20 protein-coding genes are annotated in these 21,628 nt (G+C 58.8%); 17 read left to right on the plus strand and 3 right to left on the minus strand.

Features of this window, described 5'->3' with window-relative positions:
* Positions 1 to 7: 7 nt before the first annotated feature.
* Positions 8 to 601, minus strand: a complete 594-nt coding sequence (locus HMPREF3042_RS01165) for a Type 1 glutamine amidotransferase-like domain-containing protein (protein WP_070628670.1) — start codon at positions 599 to 601, stop codon at positions 8 to 10.
* A 47-nt stretch (positions 602 to 648) separates the two neighbouring features.
* Here HMPREF3042_RS01165 and HMPREF3042_RS01170 point away from each other — a divergent pair, with 47 nt between their 5' ends.
* The 16 genes from HMPREF3042_RS01170 (at position 649) to HMPREF3042_RS01245 (ending at position 17,140) form a co-directional block, all read left to right on the plus strand.
* Positions 649 to 1,359 carry an ASCH domain-containing protein gene (locus HMPREF3042_RS01170; RefSeq protein WP_070642864.1) on the plus strand — a complete coding sequence of 237 codons (711 nt, stop codon included), beginning with the start codon at positions 649 to 651 and terminating at the stop codon, positions 1,357 to 1,359.
* 393 nt (positions 1,360 to 1,752) lie between these two features.
* Positions 1,753 to 2,079 carry a WXG100 family type VII secretion target gene (locus HMPREF3042_RS01175; protein ID WP_005510029.1) on the plus strand — a complete coding sequence of 109 codons (327 nt, stop codon included), beginning with the start codon at positions 1,753 to 1,755 and terminating at the stop codon, positions 2,077 to 2,079.
* Positions 2,080 to 2,152: 73 nt separating this feature from the next.
* Positions 2,153 to 2,440 (plus strand): WXG100 family type VII secretion target, encoded by a 288-nt coding sequence (locus HMPREF3042_RS01180; protein ID WP_005509924.1) that lies wholly within the window; start codon positions 2,153 to 2,155, stop codon positions 2,438 to 2,440.
* A 319-nt stretch (positions 2,441 to 2,759) separates the two neighbouring features.
* Positions 2,760 to 3,203 carry a 50S ribosomal protein L13 gene (gene rplM / locus HMPREF3042_RS01185; protein ID WP_005509852.1) on the plus strand — a complete coding sequence of 148 codons (444 nt, stop codon included), beginning with the start codon at positions 2,760 to 2,762 and terminating at the stop codon, positions 3,201 to 3,203.
* On the plus strand, positions 3,200 to 3,760 hold the full coding sequence (gene rpsI, locus HMPREF3042_RS01190; RefSeq protein ID WP_070851210.1) for a 30S ribosomal protein S9: 561 nt from the start codon (positions 3,200 to 3,202) through the stop codon (positions 3,758 to 3,760). The genes rplM and rpsI overlap by 4 nt, the downstream gene beginning before the upstream one ends.
* A 221-nt stretch (positions 3,761 to 3,981) precedes the next feature.
* Entirely contained in the window at positions 3,982 to 5,904 is a 1,923-nt protein-coding gene (locus HMPREF3042_RS01195) for an acyltransferase family protein (RefSeq protein ID WP_070855832.1), read from the plus strand.
* A 43-nt stretch (positions 5,905 to 5,947) separates the two neighbouring features.
* A complete protein-coding gene (locus HMPREF3042_RS01200; RefSeq protein WP_070855923.1) occupies positions 5,948 to 7,636 on the plus strand; it encodes a VanW family protein in 1,689 nt (562 codons plus the stop codon).
* A gap of 101 nt (positions 7,637 to 7,737) precedes the next feature.
* Positions 7,738 to 9,081: a phosphoglucosamine mutase gene (gene glmM, locus HMPREF3042_RS01205; protein WP_070855833.1), complete on the plus strand. Its 1,344-nt coding sequence runs from the start codon at positions 7,738 to 7,740 to the stop codon at positions 9,079 to 9,081.
* Positions 9,082 to 9,097: 16 nt separating this feature from the next.
* Positions 9,098 to 9,754, plus strand: a complete 657-nt coding sequence (gene idi / locus HMPREF3042_RS01210; RefSeq protein ID WP_049182338.1) for an isopentenyl-diphosphate Delta-isomerase — start codon at positions 9,098 to 9,100, stop codon at positions 9,752 to 9,754.
* Positions 9,755 to 9,758: 4 nt separating this feature from the next.
* The gene (gene mvk, locus HMPREF3042_RS01215) at positions 9,759 to 10,784 is read left to right on the plus strand and encodes a mevalonate kinase (RefSeq protein ID WP_246822282.1); all 1,026 of its coding nucleotides are present in this window, start codon (positions 9,759 to 9,761) and stop codon (positions 10,782 to 10,784) included.
* Positions 10,781 to 11,758 carry a diphosphomevalonate decarboxylase gene (gene mvaD, locus HMPREF3042_RS01220; protein WP_070855835.1) on the plus strand — a complete coding sequence of 326 codons (978 nt, stop codon included), beginning with the start codon at positions 10,781 to 10,783 and terminating at the stop codon, positions 11,756 to 11,758. The genes mvk and mvaD overlap by 4 nt, the downstream gene beginning before the upstream one ends.
* 12 nt (positions 11,759 to 11,770) lie before the next feature.
* Positions 11,771 to 12,868, plus strand: coding sequence for a phosphomevalonate kinase (locus HMPREF3042_RS01225; protein WP_070855836.1), 1,098 nt, complete (start codon positions 11,771 to 11,773; stop codon positions 12,866 to 12,868).
* A 93-nt stretch (positions 12,869 to 12,961) separates the two neighbouring features.
* A complete protein-coding gene (locus HMPREF3042_RS01230) occupies positions 12,962 to 14,017 on the plus strand; it encodes a hydroxymethylglutaryl-CoA reductase (protein WP_070601251.1) in 1,056 nt (351 codons plus the stop codon).
* Positions 14,018 to 14,211: 194 nt separating this feature from the next.
* Complete coding sequence (locus HMPREF3042_RS01235) at positions 14,212 to 15,402, plus strand: hydroxymethylglutaryl-CoA synthase (protein WP_070855837.1); 1,191 nt, start codon at positions 14,212 to 14,214, stop codon at positions 15,400 to 15,402.
* A 98-nt stretch (positions 15,403 to 15,500) separates the two neighbouring features.
* Positions 15,501 to 15,836, plus strand: coding sequence for a hypothetical protein (locus HMPREF3042_RS01240; RefSeq protein ID WP_070827268.1), 336 nt, complete (start codon positions 15,501 to 15,503; stop codon positions 15,834 to 15,836).
* Positions 15,836 to 17,140 carry a hypothetical protein gene (locus HMPREF3042_RS01245; RefSeq protein ID WP_070855838.1) on the plus strand — a complete coding sequence of 435 codons (1,305 nt, stop codon included), beginning with the start codon at positions 15,836 to 15,838 and terminating at the stop codon, positions 17,138 to 17,140. Before HMPREF3042_RS01240 ends, HMPREF3042_RS01245 begins: the two co-directional genes overlap by 1 nt.
* A gap of 300 nt (positions 17,141 to 17,440) precedes the next feature.
* On the opposite strand, the gene HMPREF3042_RS01250 is transcribed toward HMPREF3042_RS01245, so the two are convergent.
* Entirely contained in the window at positions 17,441 to 18,292 is an 852-nt protein-coding gene (locus HMPREF3042_RS01250; RefSeq protein ID WP_246821883.1) for a dienelactone hydrolase family protein, read from the minus strand.
* Positions 18,293 to 18,403: 111 nt separating this feature from the next.
* On the opposite strand from HMPREF3042_RS01250, the gene glmS reads away from it, so the two are divergent.
* Entirely contained in the window at positions 18,404 to 20,278 is a 1,875-nt protein-coding gene (glmS, locus tag HMPREF3042_RS01255; RefSeq protein ID WP_005509815.1) for a glutamine--fructose-6-phosphate transaminase (isomerizing), read from the plus strand.
* Here the strand turns inward: glmS and HMPREF3042_RS01260 are convergent.
* Positions 20,261 to 21,613 carry an HNH endonuclease signature motif containing protein gene (locus HMPREF3042_RS01260; RefSeq protein ID WP_070855839.1) on the minus strand — a complete coding sequence of 451 codons (1,353 nt, stop codon included), beginning with the start codon at positions 21,611 to 21,613 and terminating at the stop codon, positions 20,261 to 20,263. The two genes, glmS and HMPREF3042_RS01260, sit on opposite strands and share 18 nt — an antisense overlap.
* Between the last annotated feature and the right edge of the window lie 15 nt (positions 21,614 to 21,628).

The following is a 21,628-nucleotide window of genomic DNA, read 5'->3' on the forward strand; positions in this document are numbered from 1 at the left end:
GGGCAACCTAGATAAGCACTGAACCCCGCTCATCAACTACTAGCGCTTGACCGTCTCTCAGCAAAAGAAGATTCCACTTTCGCCCGTACTCTTGCACAGTCCGACTAATGATGTCTATAGAATACGGACCGGTCGTTCCTTGGGCGTGAGGAACTACCACATATTTAGTGAGATTAAGTCCGGTGTAGTTCGCAAGCTCCGGAGCTGCTGAAGGATCATCCATCACCGTTGCTGGCTCAGTTGAGGGTCCGGCAACAATAGCCCCAGCAGAGCTTCCTGCATACAACTTTCCATTACGCACGGCGTCAGTAAGAAGCTGGTCCGCTCCGGTAGATTTCAGCGCCTGGAGCAAACGGAATGTTTCACCACTCGCCACATAAACGCAATCAGCTTGCTCAAGCTCATGGCGAAAAACACTCAGTGGTGTCTCTGACAAAGTAAGAGTCACCAGCGTTTCCGCCACATCGCTAACCGCTTTTAACTCTTCCTGAGCAAATGGAGCCTGTCGCATTTCGACTGCCGCGTCATCTATATAGAGAATTCTTCCAGTCAAATACATGGCGAGATCAGGATGCAGGTAAGAGAAAAGAAGTAACTTCATAGAACTCAAGTTATCGTCTAGCGTTTGCAGCTACTACCTTTAAATGGATGATTTCTAACAAACTTCGAAATTTGCTAGCTGAAGCAACTACTCATGTACAGCGCTACCAAGACGGAGGAGACCACACAGTAGCCGCAGCCCTCCTTACCGAGTCGGGCAAACACGTCCTAGGTTTGAACGCATTTCATTTCCTTGGTGGTCCTTGCGGCGAAGTCTCAGCTTTGGCCAACCATGCTGCTAGTTATCCAGAGGACCCCATCCAAGCAGTAGTCGCCGTATACGGACCTACTGGTCAAGTTGTTCCTCCTTGCGGTAAATGCCGCCAGGTGCTTTTTGATGTTAACCCGTCTATTCGGTGCATCGTGCGCGGAAGTAATGGACTTGAAGCACCTACCGTGGGAGAGCTTTTGCCGTTCGCATTTGACTGGCGGGACTTGGAAAAGGAACAGCGCATTTACATGTGGGAAGGCTACGAGGAATTAATTCGTAGCGGAGAAAAGCAACAAACCATTCGGGTAGATGATCCTTTTCGTGAAGGAAGCGCTCAAATTGTCTTCGAGAAAGAATCTGGAGAGGTCGTCACTATTCCTGCACAGGTCACGTCAGTTGTCTCCACCCGGCGAAGCGAATTGTCGGAGGAGCAAGCCAAAAATGACGGTTTTGGTTCCCTCACTGAGCTTCAGGAAGCGCTAGATACTCACTATCCCGGATTAGCTGCAGATGATGAAGTCGACATCGTAGAGTTTAAACTCCAGTAGTTCAAACAAATTAACTGCCTTCGGGGGCATCACCCCCGGATCATCTTCAGACAGGGGCGGGAATAAGCCATACCGAAGCCAGCGACTAGTTCCACTGTCCTTTCAGACGGAGGGAACGAAATTAAACATAACCAGCCCAATCGGGTGGACAGGCTATGAATCTTCGGCGCCCTGTGGTGGAACTGCTAACAACGTAATGGGCGTAGAGAAGATGACTCGGGAGGTGGCGGGGGTAGGTAGGGGTAAAGGTCGGAAAACCAAAATGGAACCGAATCGGGGTTTTTCGCGCCAAACAATATGACGGGTTTTTTAACGCGGGAAGCTGGCTGGCTCGCGCGGGGAGGTAAAAATGCCGTCGTTAATCAGTCACTCAACACGAAAAAGGGGGAAACAGTGGCAAACCTATTTGCAGCCGAATCAGATCAAATGACCACTACCGCAGGGGACGTCGATGGTGTCAACTCGGAAGTACAGGGCGAGCTGGGGCGCATTCGAGGCGTCGTGGACGGTCTGGCGGGGGAATGGAAGGGCCAGGCTAAAGACAGCTTCGATGATCTGATGCTTCGTTGGGATGACGCAGCTATGCGTCTATCCAATGCGCTGACGGATATCGCGGATAACATTCGCGCAAATTCCAGCAGCTTCGATGCGGGCGAGGACGAGGGGGCGTCGTCGTTCAAGCAGGTGGCAGCAGCGGGTGCGTCGTTGCTGAACCTCTAAACGTTTTGTCGGATCGCACAATTACAACACTGAATCACACAACACACATCACCTTTTGGGGAAAGGGTTCTTAATGCAACCAATTAGGTACAGCTTCGGCGGCATCGACGGTGCTGCGGATGACATTCGTTCCACTTCTGGCACTATCAACGGGCTGCTCGGAGATTTGAAGAAGCGCATCGCGCCGATGGTCTCTACGTGGGAGGGTGAGTCTTCGGATTCTTACCAGGAGGCTCAGCGTGAATGGGACACAGCAGCGGAGGAGCTCAATATGATTCTCACGACTATTGCGGATACTGTCAGCGCAGGTAGTCAGCGAATGGCGGATATTAACCGCCGTGCGGCAGCTAGCTGGGGATAGCTTGGATCCTGGTTGAGGCACTTTTGATTGAGCTATGTAACCGGGGGAGGGGGGGAGGACATTTGCTCAATTGAGATCCTCAATTAGGTATCTGCCTTTGACGTATTCTTGCTAGCAGCACTCCGGGGGGAAAGGCCAGTCTCAGTAGTTTGCAGCTGAGACTGGCTTTGGCATTTTTGTTCTAGCGCCATCTCAAGGTAAAGTAGCCAAACTGTGTGCGCACACGTGAATGTTGCCTCGGGTCTCCACCGGCCGCCGGGGAATAACAACAGTGTGCACGGTGGCTGGCAAATCTACACGGACCCTAAAAGGAGTCATGTTGTCTACTTTCCATCCGAAGGACGGTGACATCGAGCGCAAGTGGTACGTCATCGACGCTACCGACGTTGTTCTCGGCCGTCTGGCTACTCACGCCGCAGACTTGCTGCGCGGTAAGGGCAAGGCTTACTTCGCCCCTAACGTCGACTGCGGTGACCACGTCATCATCATCAACGCCGATAAGGTGCACGTCTCCTCTAACAAGCGGGAACGTGAGATGCGCTACCGCCACTCGGGCTTCCCGGGCGGCCTGAAGTCGATGACCCTGGGTCGTTCCCTCGAGGTTCACCCGGAGCGCGTTATCGCTGAGGCTATTGAGGGCATGATGCCGCACAACAAGCTTTCGCGTGCGTCCATCAAGAAGCTGCACGTCTTCGCCGGCTCCGAGCACCCGTTCGCCGGTCAGAAGCCTGAAAACTACGAGATCAAGGCGGTGGCACAGTGACCAACCCACAGGACGTCAACGAGAACCAGAACGTAGAGGCCACCGAGGCTTCCTACGATGATGTTCAGGCTGCCGCTGCTGCTGCCACCGAAGAGTTCACCTCTTCCATCGGCGATGCAGTTGCTACTGAGACCGAGGCTGAGGCTGCTCCGGCTGCACCGCTGACCCTGGATCGTCCGATTCAGACCGTCGGTCGTCGTAAGCGCGCCGTTGCCCGCGTCGTTCTGACTGCCGGCTCCGGCAAGATTGTCTGCAACGGTCGCGAGCTCGAGGATTACTTCCCGAACAAGCTGCACCAGCAGGAAATCAAGGATCCGCTGGTCCTGGTTGAGCGTGACAGCCAGTTCGACATCAAGGCCAACATCAACGGTGGTGGCCCGTCCGGTCAGGCCGGTGCTCTGCGCCTGGCTATCGCTCGTGCCCTGAACGAGTTCAACCCGGAGGAGCGCAGCGTTCTCAAGAAGGCTGGCTTCCTCACCCGCGACGCTCGTGCTGTCGAGCGCAAGAAGGCTGGTCTGCACAAGGCCCGTCGCGCACCGCAGTACTCCAAGCGTTAGGCTTTACTGTTTCGAAAAGCACCTCAGTTTGCGTATTACGCGCAAGCCGGGGTGCTTTTTTGGGTTAAAGTCCGCCGTGACCAGGCATGGCTGCATTTTCGGGACAAGCCCCGTACGTTAGACTTTTATCCGTTAAAAACTGCCACGAGAATCGTTTTTTCGCGGTGCGATTGCGGTGCGATGGAAGTGCGATTGTAGTGCGATGGGAAGAAGGAAACCGTATGGCGGTGAGCACCACAGCCACCAAGACCTCCGACGTGAAGAGCTCCTCTAGCTCGTCGTCGGTGGCGAAGCATCCCTTCCGCATTCGACGCGTACCAGGCATTGATGGGCTGCGCGGTCTGGCCGTTGCCACAGTGGTGATCTACCACTACTTCGATAATGTGCTGCCCGGTGGCTACATCGGCGTGGATATCTTCTTCGTGCTCTCCGGATTTCTTATCACCTCGCTTCTGGTGCGCGAACGCGCGGTCACTGGGCGCATCGACCTAAAGGACTTCTGGCTCCGTCGACTGCGCCGCATCGCCCCGGCTGCGATGTTTGTGTTATTTATTTCCATCGCCGTCGCAGGTCTGGTTGGCGGTGATTCCGCTGTTGGCTTGTCGACGCAGTTTCTCGGCACGGTCTTTTTCGTCAATAACTGGACGCAGATTGCGGGCTCTCAGTCCTATTTCGCGGATTCTGGTGTGCAGCTGCTAGCCCACTACTGGTCACTGTCGGTAGAGGAGCAGTTCTACTTGCTCTGGCCACTAATCTTTGTGGCTCTTCTCGCGCTGAAGCTGGCATCTCGCAAGCTGGCAGCAGTGGCGGGCATTGGGGCGGTTGCTTCTTTCGTGTGGATGGTCTCGCTTTACGATCCGAAGGTCGACCCCACGAGGGTCTACTACGGCACCGATACTCACGCCTTTGGTCTCCTGTTTGGTGCGGCCCTCGCATTGTGGTTGACGTCGACGTCGTCACGCGCGGAGGCGGACTCCTGGCCACGCACGGAACCCCTCCTGCGGGATTTCTTTGGCAGTTCTGCCCAGGCTTTCGTAGTGGCCTCGCTGCCGCTGATCTTCCTTTCGTTGGTTTTGCTGATGATGTCAGATACCGCGTCGGCGACTTACCGTGGTGGGTTGGTGTTCGCGTCGTTGCTGTCGGCGGCGATTCTCTATCTCGTCGTTCGCGGTGTTTCACCCGTGCGTCAGATTTTTGAGTTCAAGCCACTGTGCTGGCTGGGAAAGATTTCTTTCTCGCTGTACCTGTGGCACTGGCCGGTCATCGTGCTCATCCGTGAACTGCTGGAGCGCAATGAGGCGATGCAGTATGAGAAACTCGCTGCCTTTGCAGGTATTGTGCTGGCGCTGCTTTTGGCGAACTGGTCGTACAAGAATGTGGAATCCCCAATTCGCCGGATGGGTTACCGCCGTTGGATGTCGCAGTTTTCGGGCACGCAGTTTGCCGGTTCCTGGAAGCCGCGCGTTGCAGCAGTGCTGGCGTTGGTCGTCGTGGTCGGTGCAGTGGCAGGGATGGCCACGGCGCCGAAGATGACGCGTTTGGAGGCGCAGCTACAGGAGGCGGCAGAGCGCCGTGCGCAGGCGCAAAAGGCGGAGGAGGCCGAGTTGGCCAAGCACGTTATGCCGCGTGGCGACCAGATCACTGCTATCGGCGACTCTGTGATGCTCGCCTCGGCGTCCGCGTTGGAGGAGAAGCTGCCCGGCATCTACATCGATGCGGCAGTTTCCCGTGGTTATCCGGCCGCGCCGGAGATTATCGCCAGTATGAAGGCGGCGGGTACGCTCGATCCATTCGTTGTGCTGGGTCTTGGTATCAACCAGTCGGCTGCGGCATCGGACGAACACCTGTTGGATGAGATTCTCGATTCGCTGGGTGACGACCGCATCATTGTCCTAATCAACCCGTACGGTGATCGCGTGTGGATGCCTCAGTCGGAGAAGGAAGTCCTCGACGCGGCAAAGAAGCGCGACAATGTCTATGTGGCTGACTGGTGCCATGGTGTGCGTGACGATTTGTCCAAGCTGCGCGCGGACCTTATCCATCCGACCCCGGATGGCGCCGAGGTCTATGCCAATGCCGTGGTCGATGCTTTCCAGCAGTATGCGAAGAACAAGAAACGCATTCCGGGCACCTGCGGAATCTAATAAAAATCTAGTTAGTAGTGTTTCCACGGTAAAGTAAGTGGCTGTGGCCAAACAAAAGTCTTCCTCCAGTCACCGCGGATTAAAGATTTTCCTCGGCATCGTCCTCGGTATCTTCGCGCTCTTCGGTGTGTTTTACGCTGTCGATTACGTGCTGAATAAGGACCATGTCCCGCGCGGGTCTACCGTTGCGGGGATTGACATCAGCACGCTGAGCGCGAATCACGCTGAGGCGAAGCTCGAAGAACAGCTCGGTGATCTTTCCACTCATCCAGTGGCGTTGCGTGCCGGCGAGCGCGCGGCGGAGGTTCTGCCCGAGGAGGCGGGGCTGAGCATCGACTGGGAGAAGACGGTCGCTCAGGCGGGCAAGCAGACGGCGAACCCAGTTACCTGGGTGCGCAGTTTCTTTACTACCCGTGAGCTGGATTTGGTCAGCGATATCGATAGCTCTAAGTTCGAACCGCAGGTCGACCGTCTCGTCGGCGAACTGACTATTGCTCCCGTCGATGGTGAGGTCAAGCTTGTTGACGGCCGCGTGGAAACAACTCCACCGGTCATCGGCCAAGATGTCGACCGCAATGCGGTCAGCGGGGATTTGGCCGCCAAGTGGTTGTCGCCGGAGGGCATCGATGTGGAGACCACCGCGCACGACCCGGCTATCGGTGAAGATCAGGTTCGTGAGGCAGCTGAGGGAGAGGCCGCCGCTGCCGTGTCGGGTCCCATTGTTGCCAAGGGCCGCGATGGCAAAGATGGTGTAATTCCTCCGGAGCGCATGGCTGAGATCATCAGCTTTGTGTCGCGCGACGGCGGATTGGCCGCCGATATCAATGTCGACCGCGCACGCGAGATCCTCGAGGAGGGGCTGGCTGCTTCCGAGGTTGATAAGCGCAATGCGTCGATACGCTTCAGCGGTGGTTCGCGTGAAGTGGTCCCCTCAGTTGATGGCGTAGCCGTGAAGTGGGATGAAACTATGAAGGACTTCGCCGAGCGTGTGACTTCGACGGATAAGCGCGAGTTCGATGCGGTCTACGAGGACCAGCCCGCCACCTACACCACCGAACAAGCGGAAAGTGCCACCTTCGATGATGTCATTGGTGAGTTCACCACCGGTGGCTTCAGCTCGGCATCGGGAACAAACATTGCCCTGGTGTCTCAGATGGTCAACGGCGCATTCGTGGCGCCGGGCGATACATTCAGCCTGAATGGCTACACGGGTCCGCGCGGTACTGCGCAGGGCTTTGTCGAGTCGGGCATCATCCTCAACGGCCATGCGGATAAGGCTGTCGGCGGTGGCATTAGCCAGTTCGCCACTACTTTGTACAATGCTTCGTACTTTGCGGGCATGGAGGATGTCGCGCACACTCCGCACAGTTACTACATTTCGCGTTACCCGGCCGGCCGTGAGGCGACGGTGTACGAGGGCGCAATCGACCTAGCGTTTAAGAACAGTTCCGACACTCCGATTCTCATCGAGGCCGTTACTACTGGCTCCGACGTCACTGTGCGCATCAAGGGTGTGAAGAAGGTCAACGTCGAGTCCATCAATGGTGGCCGTTGGGCATACACGCAACCACAGCGTATGCAGGTCAATGGCAGCTCTTGCCAGCCGTCGTCGGGTGCGCAGGGCTTTACCACTTCCGACACACGCGTCATTCGGGACCTCTCTGGCGCGGAAATCTCGCGTGAAACTCAGACTACGGTTTATGACCCGCAGCCAATTGTGTCCTGTGGCTAGTCTGGATTCGCCTGCGCGACCGGCTAAAGTAATACAGCATTGACAATGCAACAGTCCGCGATACCAAAACTCATAAACCCCCAAGGAGTGGTCTAGCAACAATGGCACGTCTTTTCGGAACTGATGGCGTCCGCGGTTTGGCGAATAAGACTCTGACCGCACCGCTGGCAATGCGGCTGGGTGCTGCTGCGGCCACTGTGCTGACTAGCGGCACGAATCCATCGGGGCGTCGTCCCCTGGCCATTGTTGGCCGCGATCCGCGTGTCTCCGGTGAGATGCTCGCCGCAGCGCTGTCTGCCGGCATGGCTTCCCAGGGCGTCGACGTCTTGCGTGTCGGTGTGCTGCCCACTCCGGCTGTCGCTTTCCTCACCGACGACTACGGTGCCGACATGGGTGTGATGATTTCGGCTTCTCACAACCCCATGCCGGACAACGGCATCAAGTTCTTCGCCGCGGGCGGCACCAAGCTTGACGACGCGGTGGAGAAGGAAATCGAACACGCTCTCCACAACCTGCCGGAGACCGGTCCCACGGGCACCGGAGTGGGTCGTGTCATCGAGGAGGCCCCAGACGGGCTCGACCGCTACCTGTTCCACCTCTCCCGTGCGGTCAGTACCAAGCTCGACGGCATTCGCGTCGTGGTGGATTGTGCAAATGGTGCTGCTTCGCAGGCAGCCCCCATGGCGTACGCGGCCGCCGGTGCCGACGTCGTCGCTATTCACGACAAGCCGAACTCTTACAACATCAACGACAACTGCGGTTCCACCCACATTGAGGTTTTGCGCGCGGCAGTGCTGGAGCACGGCGCGGATCTGGGACTGGCTCACGATGGCGATGCCGACCGCTGCCTGGCTGTGGATTCGCAGGGCAACATCGTCGACGGTGATCAAATCATGGCCATTCTGGCCGTCGCCATGAAGGAAGAGGGGCTGTTGCACCACAACACGCTGGTGGCCACTGTGATGAGCAACCTCGGCCTCAAGCTGGCGATGGAGGAAAACGATATCGCCCTGCGCACCACCAAGGTCGGCGACCGCTATGTGCTGGCTGATTTGAACGCTGGCGGTTACTCGCTCGGCGGTGAGCAGTCGGGGCACGTGGTCATTCCGGATCACGCCACCACTGGTGACGGCACCCTCACCGGTCTGTACCTCATGGCGCGGATGGCACGCACTGGTAGGTCTCTGGCTGAGCTGGCCTCCGTAATGAAGGTGCTGCCGCAGACTCTGATCAACGTACCGGTGTCGAACAAGGCCGCAATTCTGGAGTCTGAAGAGGTCAAGGCCGCCATCGATGCTGCCGAGGAGAAGCTGGGCTCCACCGGTCGCGTGCTGTTGCGCCCGTCCGGCACCGAGGAGCTCTTCCGCGTCATGGTGGAGGCCGCCGATGCGGAATCGGCCCGCAAGATTGCCGGGGAGTTAGCTGCGGTTGTGGCCGCAGTCTAGAGTCAGGAGTGTGGAAATGAATGATGCGCCAGAGGACATTAAAGCCCGTTTTGCCCCGGGTGAAGCCGACATCCAGGTAGAGGTAGTCGATCGTGACGGTCGAGTTCTCGGTACCGTCGGCAAGCTTGAAGCACACGTTCCGCCGGGAATTTTGCACCGCGCCTTTTCCCTTTTCCTCTTCGATGAGCAGGGACGCATGCTGCTGCAGCGCCGTGCGGAGTCGAAGTATCACTCACCACTGCTGCTGACGAATGCGACCTGCTCGCACCCACTGCCGGGGGAGCCGGTGGCCGATGCCGTTGAGCGTCGTGCGAAGGAAGAGCTCGGTGCGGATGTCTCCCAGTTGGAGGAAATCGGCATCGTTATCTACCAGGTCATCGATGATCGTTCGGGACTGGCGGAGCACGAGTACAACCATGTCTACGCCGGCATCGTCGATCCGAAGTCGGTGGATATCAACCCCGATGAGGTCGATGAAGTGGTGTACGTGACCCCGCAGGAGCTCGCCGAACGCCGCGCGAACGAACCGATGACGGAGTGGTTTAACCACGTCTGGGGTGTTGGCGCGGAGAAATTCTCCAAGTACGGTTTCGACATTGCGGGTGTGCCGGGTATTCATGGCCCCGCGGAGGCGCAGGCTGCCGCACAGTCGGTTTCGGAAAGGGATGTGTAGCTTCGTGACCAGCGTAGAAAACGCCAGCGTCGACGACTTCGGCCTCGACAAGTCCGAGGAATTGGAGACCGGGGAGTTCTATGCCCTGGCCAATGAACAGGGTGCCGCATTCGGTGAAGGGCATGCCAAGTCGATTCTGTTGGGCGAGCACTCTGTCGTCTATGGCAAGCCAGCTATCGCGCTGCCGGTGACATCGCTGCGCACGATGGCGTGGATTGACCGTGTGGAGGATTCTCCCGTCCTGTTTTCCATGGACGGCGAGGTCATTGACATCGACGAGCTGCCGGAGCGCTTTGCCTCCATCGCCGCTGCACTCCGCGCTGGCCTGCGCACCTTCGGTATTCCCGAACGTGACCTGCTGATTCGTCTCCGCTCCGGTATCCCGCCCGCCGCAGGGCTGGGTGGTTCTGCCGCTGTGGCACATGCGCTTATCGACGCAGTGCGTGACCTCGCCGATGGCACTTTGACCGAACGTCAGCGCTTTGACCTGGTGCAGGAAGCTGAGCGTCTGGCGCACGGTAACCCCTCTGGCCTGGATGCCACGGTTGCCCGTGCGTCTCGTCCGGTCTATTTCAAGCAGGGGGAGTTCCGTCCGCTGCAGGTAGCCAAGAAGATGTGGCTGGTGCTGGGGGATACCGGTGTGCGTGGCTCGACGTCGCTGGCCGTTGCCCGCGTGCGTGGTTTCGTCGATTCGCACCGAGTCCACGGCCAGGAATTGTTGGATCACTTGGGGCAGCTGGCCGATGGCGCGGTGCACAACCTGGCCAAGGGTGATTTTGCCCGTCTGGGACATCGCATGGACTCGGCGCAGGAAGCGCTAGAGGAACTAGGTGTTGGGCATGAGTCCATCACTGATCTCGTCACTGCCGCACGTCTGGCAGGTGCCCACGGTGCAAAGCTCACTGGTGCCGGTTGCGGCGGCTGTGTGATGGCGCTGGCAGAGTCCGCCGATCACGCGGAACTGATTAGCCATGCCATGATGGGCGCCAATGCCGTTGCTACTTGGACTGTGGAGGTAAATCCCTCGTGACCACGACCGCTACCGCCGTCGCTCATCCCAACATCGCCCTGATTAAATACTGGGGCAAGCGCGATGAGGCCGTGCAGCTGCCGGCCACAGGTTCGCTGTCCCTTACTCTGGGCATCGCTCCGACGACCACCACGGTGTCGCTTATCGACGATCCCAGCGTCACCGCCGACTTGGGCACACTGAACGGCCAGGAGATGGTGGGCAAGGATCTGTCCCGCGTCCAGAAGTTCTTGGATTTGGTCCGCGAGCGTGCGGGCAGCACTAGCTTCGCAGAGGTGACCAGCACCAACGAGATTCCGACGGGCGCTGGACTGGCTTCGTCCGCGTCAGGTTTCGGTGCTCTCGCGCTGGCCGCGGCGAAGGCCTACGGCCTGGACTACACCCCGGAACAGCTCTCTGCTCTGGCCCGTCGCGGTTCGGGCTCGGCCTGTCGCTCTATTTTCGGCGGCCTCGTCGAGTGGCTGCCCGGCGATGACGATGCTTCCAGTCACGCAGTGGCTCTGCCAGATTCCGGCCTGGACCTCTCCCTGGTCGTGGCGGTTTTGGCCCCAGGCCGCAAGAAGATCGACAGCCGTGCCGCCATGCGTCGCACGGTCGAGACCTCACCGTTCTTCCCGGCGTGGGTGGAGCAGGTGCCCCGCGATATCGAGAACATGAAGGCCGCCATTGCCGCTGCGGACTTCACTGCGGTCGGCGAGCTTGCCGAGGCCAATGCCATGCGCATGCACGCCACTATGCTGGGGGCTCTTCCTCCGGTGCGTTACTGGAATCCGGATTCGGTGGCGGCTCTCGATCTCGTCGCTACGCTGCGCGACGAGGGCACCGAGTGCTACGCCACCATGGATGCCGGTCCGAACGTGAAGGTGCTGTGCCGCAGCGGCGATGCTGAGACCATCGCGGATCGTTTCCGCGCAGAGTTCGAGGATATTGACGTGCTGGTTTCCGGCTCCGGCCCCGGCGCATACCTGGTGTAGCTGGGGGAGTAGTTGAGTAGCGCTAAGGGCGAACCTTTCGAAGGCGAATCGATTGGCCGCGGCTGTGGCAAACTGTATCTCACCGGCGAATATGCAGTGATGGATGTTGAGGGGCTGGCCGTCATCGCAGGAGTCAACCGCTATGTGACGGTTCGGTGCCACGATGCCGACCCATCGCAGCCGGTCTCTCGCGTGTACTCCAGCTATTACGGACCGCAGGGGCGAGTCATTGATATTGATGCGCCAGGTGACATCGCTACCCATACGATTTCCCTGGTCTATCGCATTGCTGCGGGCGAGCTGGAAAACACCCCAGAGAGCCCCATCAATATCGTCATTGAATCGGACCTCGATGACGCCGACAGCGGTGCGAAGTATGGCCTGGGATCCTCCGGGGCTGTCGCTGTGGCAGTGACTCGTGCGCTGGGAGCGCACCTAGGCCTGGAGCTCAATTCGCTGGACGTGTACAAGATTGCGATGGTGGCCACGCTTCTGGCTGGTGCGGCTGGTTCCGGCGGCGATATCGCGTGCTCCGCGCACGGCGGGGTGGTGCTCTATCGCCGGCCGAATCCGACGGCGCTCGCAGAACTCGTGGCGGCTGATCCTGTCGCTGCCGTGGCGGCACCGTGGCCGAATCTTCGCATTGACGCCCGTTCCGACCTCGGCGGGTTACAACTGTTGGTCGGCTGGACGGGCAGTCCGGTGAAGACGGACTCTCAGTTGAAGAAGGCCGGTGGCGCAGACCGTGATTTTGTACGCGGGGTCTCGTCGATAAGCGAAAAACTCTGGCAGGCGCTTGCCGACGGCGACCACACAGCGGCGTTTGCCTGCCTGCGCGAGAATCGGACGCTGCTGCAGGACTATGAGCGCGAGCGTGCTGTGTGCATCGAGACGGAGAAACTGAAAGCGCTCGCCGACATCGCCGATGGCGCGGGGGCCGCGGGCAAGAGCAGTGGCTCCGGTGGTGGTGACTGTGGAATCGCGCTGGTCGGAGTCTCAAGTGGTGTCGATGCTGAGAGCTCGACCCGAGAGACTGCCGCGGACATCACCGCGCGCTGGCGGGCTGCTGGCATTCGGCCGTTGCCGCTGAAGCTGGCCGCTCAACTTTGACCACAATTTTTAGACCGTAGAATTTAAGACAGCTGGAATTTACAGAAGCTGGGAACCGAAGCTGCATGCAGCTAGAAAGGGTCGCTTAGGACAATGGCTGAAAAGAGCTCGCACGACCTGGAATATGCACACGTACCACTGAGCTGGATTGGCCCGGTGCGCATTAGTGGCAACGTCATGAATGACGAGGTGAAGATTCCGCTGGCGACTTACGAGACCCCGCTGTGGCCGTCCTGCGGTCGCGGTGCGAAGGTCTCCCGCATGATTGAAGGTGGCATTACCTGCACTTTCGTCGGCGAGAAGATGACTCGCTCGGTGGTATTCACACTCGACTCGGCAGCTGATGCCGTCGTTGCGCGCGACAACATCCTGTCTCGTTATGACGAGCTGAAGAAGGTCGTGGAGTCCTCCTCGCGTTTTGCCAGGCTGGTGGATATTCACTTTCAGATCGCATCGCGTCTGCTCTTTGTCCGCTTTGACTTCTTCTCCGGTGACGCCTCGGGCCACAACATGGCCACGCTGGCGTCAGAGCGTTTGATGTCCTACCTAATGGAGCAGATGCCAGAGTTGGGCTATGGCTCTATCTCGGGAAACTACTGCACCGATAAGAAGACCTCCGCCGTCAACGGCATTTTGGGTCGCGGTAAGTACATGATTGCCGAAGCCGTCATTCCGGAGCCAGTTGTCCGCGAACGTCTGCGCACAACTGCCAAGCGTCTGGCCGAGCTCAACGAGCGCAAGAACCTCGTCGGCTCCATCATGGCCGGTTCGCTGCGCAGCGGTAATGCGCACTACGCCAATATGCTGCTGGGCTTTTACCTCGCTACCGGTCAGGACGCTGCGAATATCGTCGAAGGTTCGCAGGGGCTGACGCAGGTAGAGGCGCTTGACGACGGCTCCGTGCGCTTTAGCTGCACCCTGCCACATTTGATCGTCGGTTCCGTGGGCAACGGCAAGGGCTTGGACTTCGTGGAGAAGAATCTCACGGCGCTGGGCTGCAAGGAGGACCGTGAGCCGGGTGAGAATGCCCGTCGTCTAGCAGCGTGCTGCGCGGCAATCGTCTGGTGTGGTGAGCTTTCCCTGCTCGCGGCACAGACGAACCCGGGTGAGCTGATGGAGGCGCACGTTTCTATCGAGCGTGCGAAGTAGCGCGTCGCAACAATTCGCAAAACCTAAGACAAATCTCAGGTAAACGCGCTAGATTTCTGTAGTAGGCAATTAACATTTTGTGGGCAAAATATCCCGTGGTCTGATGACTGCTCTGATGGTCGTTCTGATGACATGGGATGTTTCGTTGCCCGTTATTTCTTAAAATCTGTAGAGGTAGTGAAGGCACGGTTTTGATGACAACAAGCAATGTGACCCCGGTCGGTATTGATGACATCGCTTTTGCGACGGGTTCGTACTGCATTGACCTCGCCGATATTGCGCCCCGACTCGGAGCGGAACCGGCAAAATATCACAAGGGCCTGGGGCAGGAACGCTCCAGCGTGGTTGCCTCTGATGAAGATCCGGTGACGATGGCCGCGACTGCGGTGAAGAAGATTGTGGATCGCCACGGTATCGACGGCGTGCGCACCATCATGTTCGCCACTGAGACCGGTATCGACCAGTCGAAGGCCGCTGCAGTCTATGTCCACGAGTTGGTTGGTCTTGACCCGCACGCGCGCTCTGTTGAGCTGAAGCAGGCTTGCTACTCGGGTACCGCGGCGCTGCAGTTTGCGTGCGCTCTGGTGGCCCGCAATCCGGAGGAAAAGGTCATCGTTGTCGCCTCCGACATTGCCCGCTATGACCTGGACTCCGCTGCGGAGCCTACCCAGGGCGCAGGTGCTGTAGCCATGCTGGTGACCGCTAATCCGCGCATCCTGGCCATCGATGCGGCTTCGGGCGTCTTCACCCGCGAAGTTATGGACTTCTGGCGTCCGAACCACCGCAGTCAGGCGTTGGTGGAGGGCAAGCTCTCTATTAGCGCTTACATCGACGCTGTTCAGGGTGCTTACGAGGACTACCGTGCCCGCGGCGGTGTGGACTTCAGTGAAATTGACTACTTCAGCTACCACCAGCCGTTTACCAAGATGGCCTACAAGGCGCACCGGCAGCTGTCGGCCAATAACGGTGTGGAGCTCACCGCAGAGGACGAGGCCCGCCAGCTCGGCCCAACCACTGAGTACAACCGCATCATCGGTAACTCCTACACAGCATCGGCCTACTTCGGCCTGCTCTCGCTGCTGGACACCGAGAAGGACCTGACTGGTAAGAAGATCGCTGTTGTCTCCTATGGTTCAGGCTCAGTTGCTGAGTTCCTCACCGGCAATGTGGTCGAGGGCTACGAGTCCCAGCTGCGCGCCGCAGATAATGCTCGTGAACTGGAAGAGCGCGTAAAGCTCGATGATCCGACCTACTACCGCCACGCTCAGGTGACGCATGAAGATCCGGGTGAGTACTCAAACCTGGGAGACGACGCACTGATTGGCACCGGTCCTTTCAGCTTCACCGGTGTTGAGGGTTGTAAGCGTATCTACCGCGCTCGTTAGCCCGGGGGCACCCGCACTAGTACTTCAACGGAACCGAATCCCCTTTTTTCGCGCCTAACAGTAATAAGAACTGTTTTTCGCGGGGAAGGGGATTTTTCGTGTCCGCAAGTTTTACTGGAGGCCGTGGCGGAGGCTTGCTGCACTTTTCGGAAGATGCAGTGACCTCGGCTGCCCGAGAGATTGAGCAGCGCGGCCGTGACGGCCATGAGCGGTGGGGAAGCGCTCCCGATATTTCCGCAGCAGACTGTGGCCAGGGTTTTGCCGCCCAGGGGCGTCGTCTGCAGCAGGCGGCAGTGCGGCTGCGTGAGCACGGGCAATCGATGTACGCGGGACTTGGCAACCATGCTCCGGCAGTGCGGGAACAGTGGCGTGTCTTTGCAAGCTGTGACAGCGACGGGAGTGCCGACCTCGGTGGAATTGAGGTAGTGGACTGATGCCGTGGGTTGCTCGAATTCTTCCGATATTGGTGCGTGTTATTGGCCGTGGAAGCCGTATTGGAGCCAAGCGCGGGGTCGGCGGCATCGGCAAGAATCTGCCCAAAGTCTTGGATAAGGTGCGACGCGCTGACGGCTGGAAAGGCAGCGCCCTATCCAAGTTCTCCAACTCCGTGGGGTTGATAGCCTCCGCGATAACTATTGTTATGGCTTTCGATTGGGGCGGTTTGAAAGGCGATGCTGCCGACGCTGCCAAAGAGCGCTGTGATAAAGCCGCGCAGGACTGTGCGAATCAGGATGAGCAGTCCGCCGATGGCGCGCAGAGTGTCGGCGAGTGTGGCAAGAAAGTCGACGAGGTCCTCGAGGATTGCGAAAAGCAGGCAGAAGATATGGCTGAGCAAACCGACGGTGTCCTCTCTCAGTGCGAAGCGCTTGTCGACGATCCGGAGGTCGGCGCCGAAGCCGCACAAGTGGCCCAGCAGGTGTGTAACAGTCTCGTCGACTCCACTGGTCAGCTCTACGATGCGCGCAATACCTGCATCGAGCAGTGTCTTGAACAGGCAGCGTGTGACACTGAGGCCGCAGTGGTCGCCACCCCGCCGCAGCCTCCTACTGTTCCTGCCAGTTCGGGTGCTACCTCGGCGGCCTGTGCAGAGCTGGCTGAGCCTGTGAGTGGCGAAGGAGCTACTGTAACCGGTGGCAACGGCGCTATCGCTGGTGGAATTGGGGTTGCCGCCAACGTTGATATTGGGATTGAGGCAGGCGTTGCTGCTGGGATATCCGCTGGAGGTGCCATTGGTGCTGTAGGTGCGGCCAGCATCGCCGGAATTGTGGGGGCTGTCGGGGTTGCAGGCAGTGTCGCGTCCTCACTGCTCAACTTAGACATGTGCATAGAAATGGAAGAACCAGTGTGTGAACAGGCACCAGCACCAGCACCAGCACCAGCACCAGCTCCCGCGCCGGAGGACTGTGAGCCGGAACCCGAGCCCGAACCCGAACCGGAACCTGAGGATTGCGAACCAGCCCCGGAACCTGAGCCTGAGCCTGAGCCTGAGCCTGAACCTGAACCTGAACCAGAAGACGCGCCTGAACCGCCTCCTCCAGCTGAGAAACTAAAGCACCTGGGAATCGAGCTGCCACAGGAGCCGCAGCCAGAACAACAAGCAGAAACACAGCCAGAACCAGCTCAGGACTCGGCAGCATCAGTGCAGGAATCTGCTTCAGCTGTGCCCGAGCCCCCTGAGCAGCCCAACGCCCAGGAGCTTGTGGGCGCGGTTAATTCGCCAACGGCAGGTGAGTGGTAATGGGGAGTAAGCATGCCGCGAAATATGACCGGATTGGGCAGGCCTATTACGACGCTGCTGCAATGACCAGGCAGGAGTTCGAAACGGCGATACAGAGGGCACAGAAAGAATTGCAGGGTTTGGAAGAGCGTCGTAAAGCACGCGAAATTAAGGAGAGAGAGAGAGGTGGCGAAGGGCGTCGAGAAGCAGCAAAAAACCGCCCGACCGAAGGGAACCGTTACGCGATTGTTCGGGCGGGCGGGGAAAGGGACGCCGACGGTGAAGTCGATTCGGGGCGTGTCCTGAAGCGTGGCCTAGTGATTACTTGCCGGGAATCAGCGAGTGCTCCGGGTTTTCCGGCAGCTCCTTGATGAGCCACTCCATGTCGCGGTTAGTTGTGCCCTTGATAGTGGCGGTCGGGTCCGCGAAATCCGAGTACTTCTTGTCGTCACCGACCGTGGCCAGCAGGAAGCCTGTGAGCGCGGCGCGCGCAACCTCCTGGTACTTCACCTTGGAAGAAGAGAAGCCCGCTAGGCGACGGAGAAGAGTTGTCTCCGAGAAGCTGCTCTGGTCAGCGTTGTCTACTTCGCGGTAAACGACATCGCCCTTCCACTGAACAGCCAGGCGAGCCGGGTTGCCACGATCGAGCCACTGATCCTCGCCAGGGGCCAGGACGAGGCCCGGAGCCGAGACATTGGTGGCAGCGGCGGTGGAGGAAGGCGCGGTAGTCGCGGGGTAGACGCAGCCAACGCCGGAGATGATGTCGTGACCAGCGGCGGCGAGGACGGCTACGCCAGCGCCCATGCCGTGGCCGGCGACACCGAGTTTCTTCGGGTGGACGACGACCTTGCCCTCACCGAGGCGGACACCAGCGAGAATCTGGAGCGCTGTCTCCAAATCGTTGGCGAGACCTCGGTGGTCTGCCACAATGCCATTTTCGGTGTCCGGAGCAGCGACCGCGATGCCCCACGAAGCTAGGTGACGCAGCGTGGCGTGGTACTCCTCAATCGGTGTGCGCCAATCGTGTGCGAAGGCGATACCGGGGATGCCATTGCCCTCGGCAGGCGTGTAGACCTTTCCCGGCAGGCCAGTAAAAGCTAGGTCACCGACCATGACGCGGTGCGGTCCACGCTTGGAAAGATTAGATGTCAGAGTCTTCAAGTTGTCAGCCACAGTGAATAGCTTAACTATAAGGTGCATACCTTTGCTGAAAAAGTGCCAGGATGAGCGAGAATGTCTATTTCGTTATGACGATTTTCCGCTTCGCGGGTTATTCTGTAGGGCATGTGTGGAATCGTTGGATATGTGGGCCATCAGCCCGCCCTGGATATTGCTGTCGATGCGCTACGACGCATGGAATACCGTGGCTATGACTCCGCGGGTGTTGCCATTGTCGACAATCAGGGGCATATCACTGTAGAGAAGAAGGCCGGTAAACTCGCCAACCTCGAGGCTGCCCTTGACGCGGATGGGCGCGACAAAATCACTGGAACCACTGGAATTGGGCACACCCGTTGGGCTACCCACGGTCGCCCAATTGATGAGAATGCCCACCCACACCAGTCCTATGACGGCAAGGTGGCTATCGTCCACAACGGCATTATCGAGAACTTTGCTCCGCTACGTCAGGAGCTGGAGGATGCCGGCATTGAGCTGAAGTCCGAAACCGACTCCGAGGTCGCCGCGCACATGCTCGCACGTGCCCTGGACGGTTCCGACGGCGGATCTACCGCTGGTGATTTCGAGGCCTCTGCGCTGTCCGTGCTCAACCGCCTCGAGGGTGCTTTCACGCTGTTGTTTACTCATGCAGACCACCCGGATCGCATCATCGCTGCTCGTCGCTCCACTCCGCTGATTGTCGGAGTGGGCGAAAACGAAATGTTCCTCGGCTCTGACGTTGCGGCTTTCATCGCGCACACCCGCGAGGCCGTGGAGCTGGGGCAGGACAACGTCGTCATCATCACCGCAGATGATTACCGCATCCTGGATTTCGCCGGCAACGAGCAGCAGGGTCGACCATTCACCATCGACTGGGATCTCGCCGCAGCCGAAAAGGGTGGCTATGACTCCTTCATGATGAAGGAAATCCACGAGCAGGCTGCCGCCGTCCGCGATACGTTGGCCGGTCACCTCGTTGATGGCCGCATCGTTCTCGACGAGTCCCGCCTAAGCGACCAAGATCTGCGTGACATCGAGAAGGTCTTCGTCGTCGCCTGTGGTACCGCATACCACTCCGGTTTGTTGGCCAAGTACGCCATTGAGCACTGGGTTCGTATCCCGGTCGAGATTGAGGTCGCGTCCGAGTTCCGCTACCGCGATCCGGTGCTGGACCGCCAAACGCTGGTGGTCGCTATTTCGCAGTCGGGTGAGACTGCGGACACCCTCGAGGCCGTGCGGCACGCAAAGAGCCAGGGCGCCCGCGTGCTGGCAGTCTGTAACACCAACGGTGCACAGATTCCGCGTGAGTCTGACGCCGTGCTCTACACGCACGCCGGCCCGGAGATTGGTGTTGCTGCAACCAAGTCGTTCCTGGCGCAGGTAGCCGCAAATTACCTGGTCGGATTGGCTCTTGCCCAGGCACGCGGCACTAAGTACCCGGATGAGGTCACTCGCGAGTTTGAAGAGCTGGAGACCATCCCGGCACTGATTGACAAGGTCGTTGCTAAGGGCGATGAGTTCATCGACATGGCCAAGGAAATCGGTGCTATTCCGACGATGCTCTTCCTTGGCCGTCACGTTGGCTTCCCAGTCGCACTTGAGGGTGCGCTGAAGCTCAAGGAGCTTGCCTACATTCACGCAGAGGGGTTCCCGGCAGGCGAGCTCAAGCATGGCCCAATTGCACTCATCGAGGATGATCTTCCGGTCGTCGTTGTAGTGCCATCGCCGAAGGGACGCGCCGTGCTGCACTCCAAGATTGTCTCCAACATCCAGGAGATTCGTGCCCGTGGCGCCAAGACCATTGTGATTGCCGAAGAAGGGGATCAGTCGGTGGTTCCGTTTGCGAACTACCTGATTGAGATCCCGGAGACGTCCACGCTGCTCCAGCCGCTGTTGTCTACGATTCCGATGCAGTTCCTGGCAGCTGAGATCGCTCGCCAGTGCGGTAACGAGGACATCGATAAGCCGCGCAACCTGGCTAAGTCAGTCACCGTCGAGTAGTTCGTCCTGCTTTCGTCGGTACTGCTCAATCTCCGCATCGAGTTCTTCATCCGTGAGGGACTCGATGCGTTTTTCTTCCTCCTCTGTTAGCTCCCAGACCTCGTCAGGTATGTCGCAAAATGACAACATCCAATCGAGGTTGCGTTTCTGAATCGTCTTCATCTTTCGTGTCACGCGCTGATGAAAAGTTTGCTTGCCGACGTTCTTTAGCGGCCCAACCGGAACGCTAGTCGCGGTGTCTCCATCGCGGGAAGTCCACACTTCCGTTCCATCGGGGTACCTGTCGATGTCCCAGCCCTCGTGAGTTTTTAGGTTGTGGTGTCGGCGGCAGAGACAGTGCAGATTCTCTGTGTCAGTTGGCCCGCCCTGCTCGGGATTGTCGTGGTTGTACGGCTGAATATGGTCCAGGTCGCACTTGGATGCCGGGACGTCACAGCCGGGGAAGCGGCAGGTACCGTCGCGACCACGGACGCGAGCCACTTGGCTCTCGGTGGGGCGGTAACCATCCACCTTGCTGTCGGCGGAGATGCGGATGTGAGTTGCGCGAGCAATCCATTCTTCGGTGGCTACCTCGCTCAGCCAGCCGACGCCATCAATCCATGCTGGCCCACCGCCGACCTCGCGGTAGACATTGATGACAATCTCGGCATTGGTCGAATTCTGTGCCAGCTGTAGTAGCGCTTCCGCCTGCGTGCACTGTTCATCACGATTGATTGCGGTGTTGCGAATCCCCTGGATCCTGGCCATGAGTTCGGTCGCGCGGTCGTTTTCAAGGATTGCTGTGACCTTTTTGTGCTTGCCATCGCCCGTGTCGGCGAGTGTGACCGCTTCGCCTTCTGGAACCCGTTGGGTGCCGTCGTTGCGGGCGCAGTCGTTGTACTCAGAAACCAAGTCGCCGATTAGGCGAGACAGCGTGTAGACACCAATCATTGCTTGTCGAGGTCGCGTCGGAGTGAGCATTTCCAAAAGATGGGGCTCTACCGTGTCGAACTGGTCTGGTGACAGCCCGGCAACGCCATTGGCGATGGCGCGGAGATGGGCTAGAGAGAAACAGAAGGTGGATTCGATGAGAGCCCGGACTTTTGGTAGGCGCTCGAACATCAGCGCAATCTCGCACAGCATAGAGCACTTGCCGCGGCTAAGGCCGGTTCGGATGCTTATGCGGGCGAGATGGTGATTGACGTCTACCGCGTCACCGGGAGCGCAGATATCGATGAGTTGAAGGTCTGCGGCGTTGGTGGCACGGGCCGCGATGCTAATGGGGTCGTCGGATTGCTGGTTGGCCCAGGAGGGCTTTTGACCTGGTGCTGGAAGTTCTATGGGCGGCGATGACATTGGTTATCCCCCCTG

This window comes from Corynebacterium sp. HMSC074C05 (assembly GCF_001838325.1).
In the GTDB taxonomy this organism is placed as follows: Bacteria; Actinomycetota; Actinomycetes; order Mycobacteriales; family Mycobacteriaceae; genus Corynebacterium; species Corynebacterium amycolatum.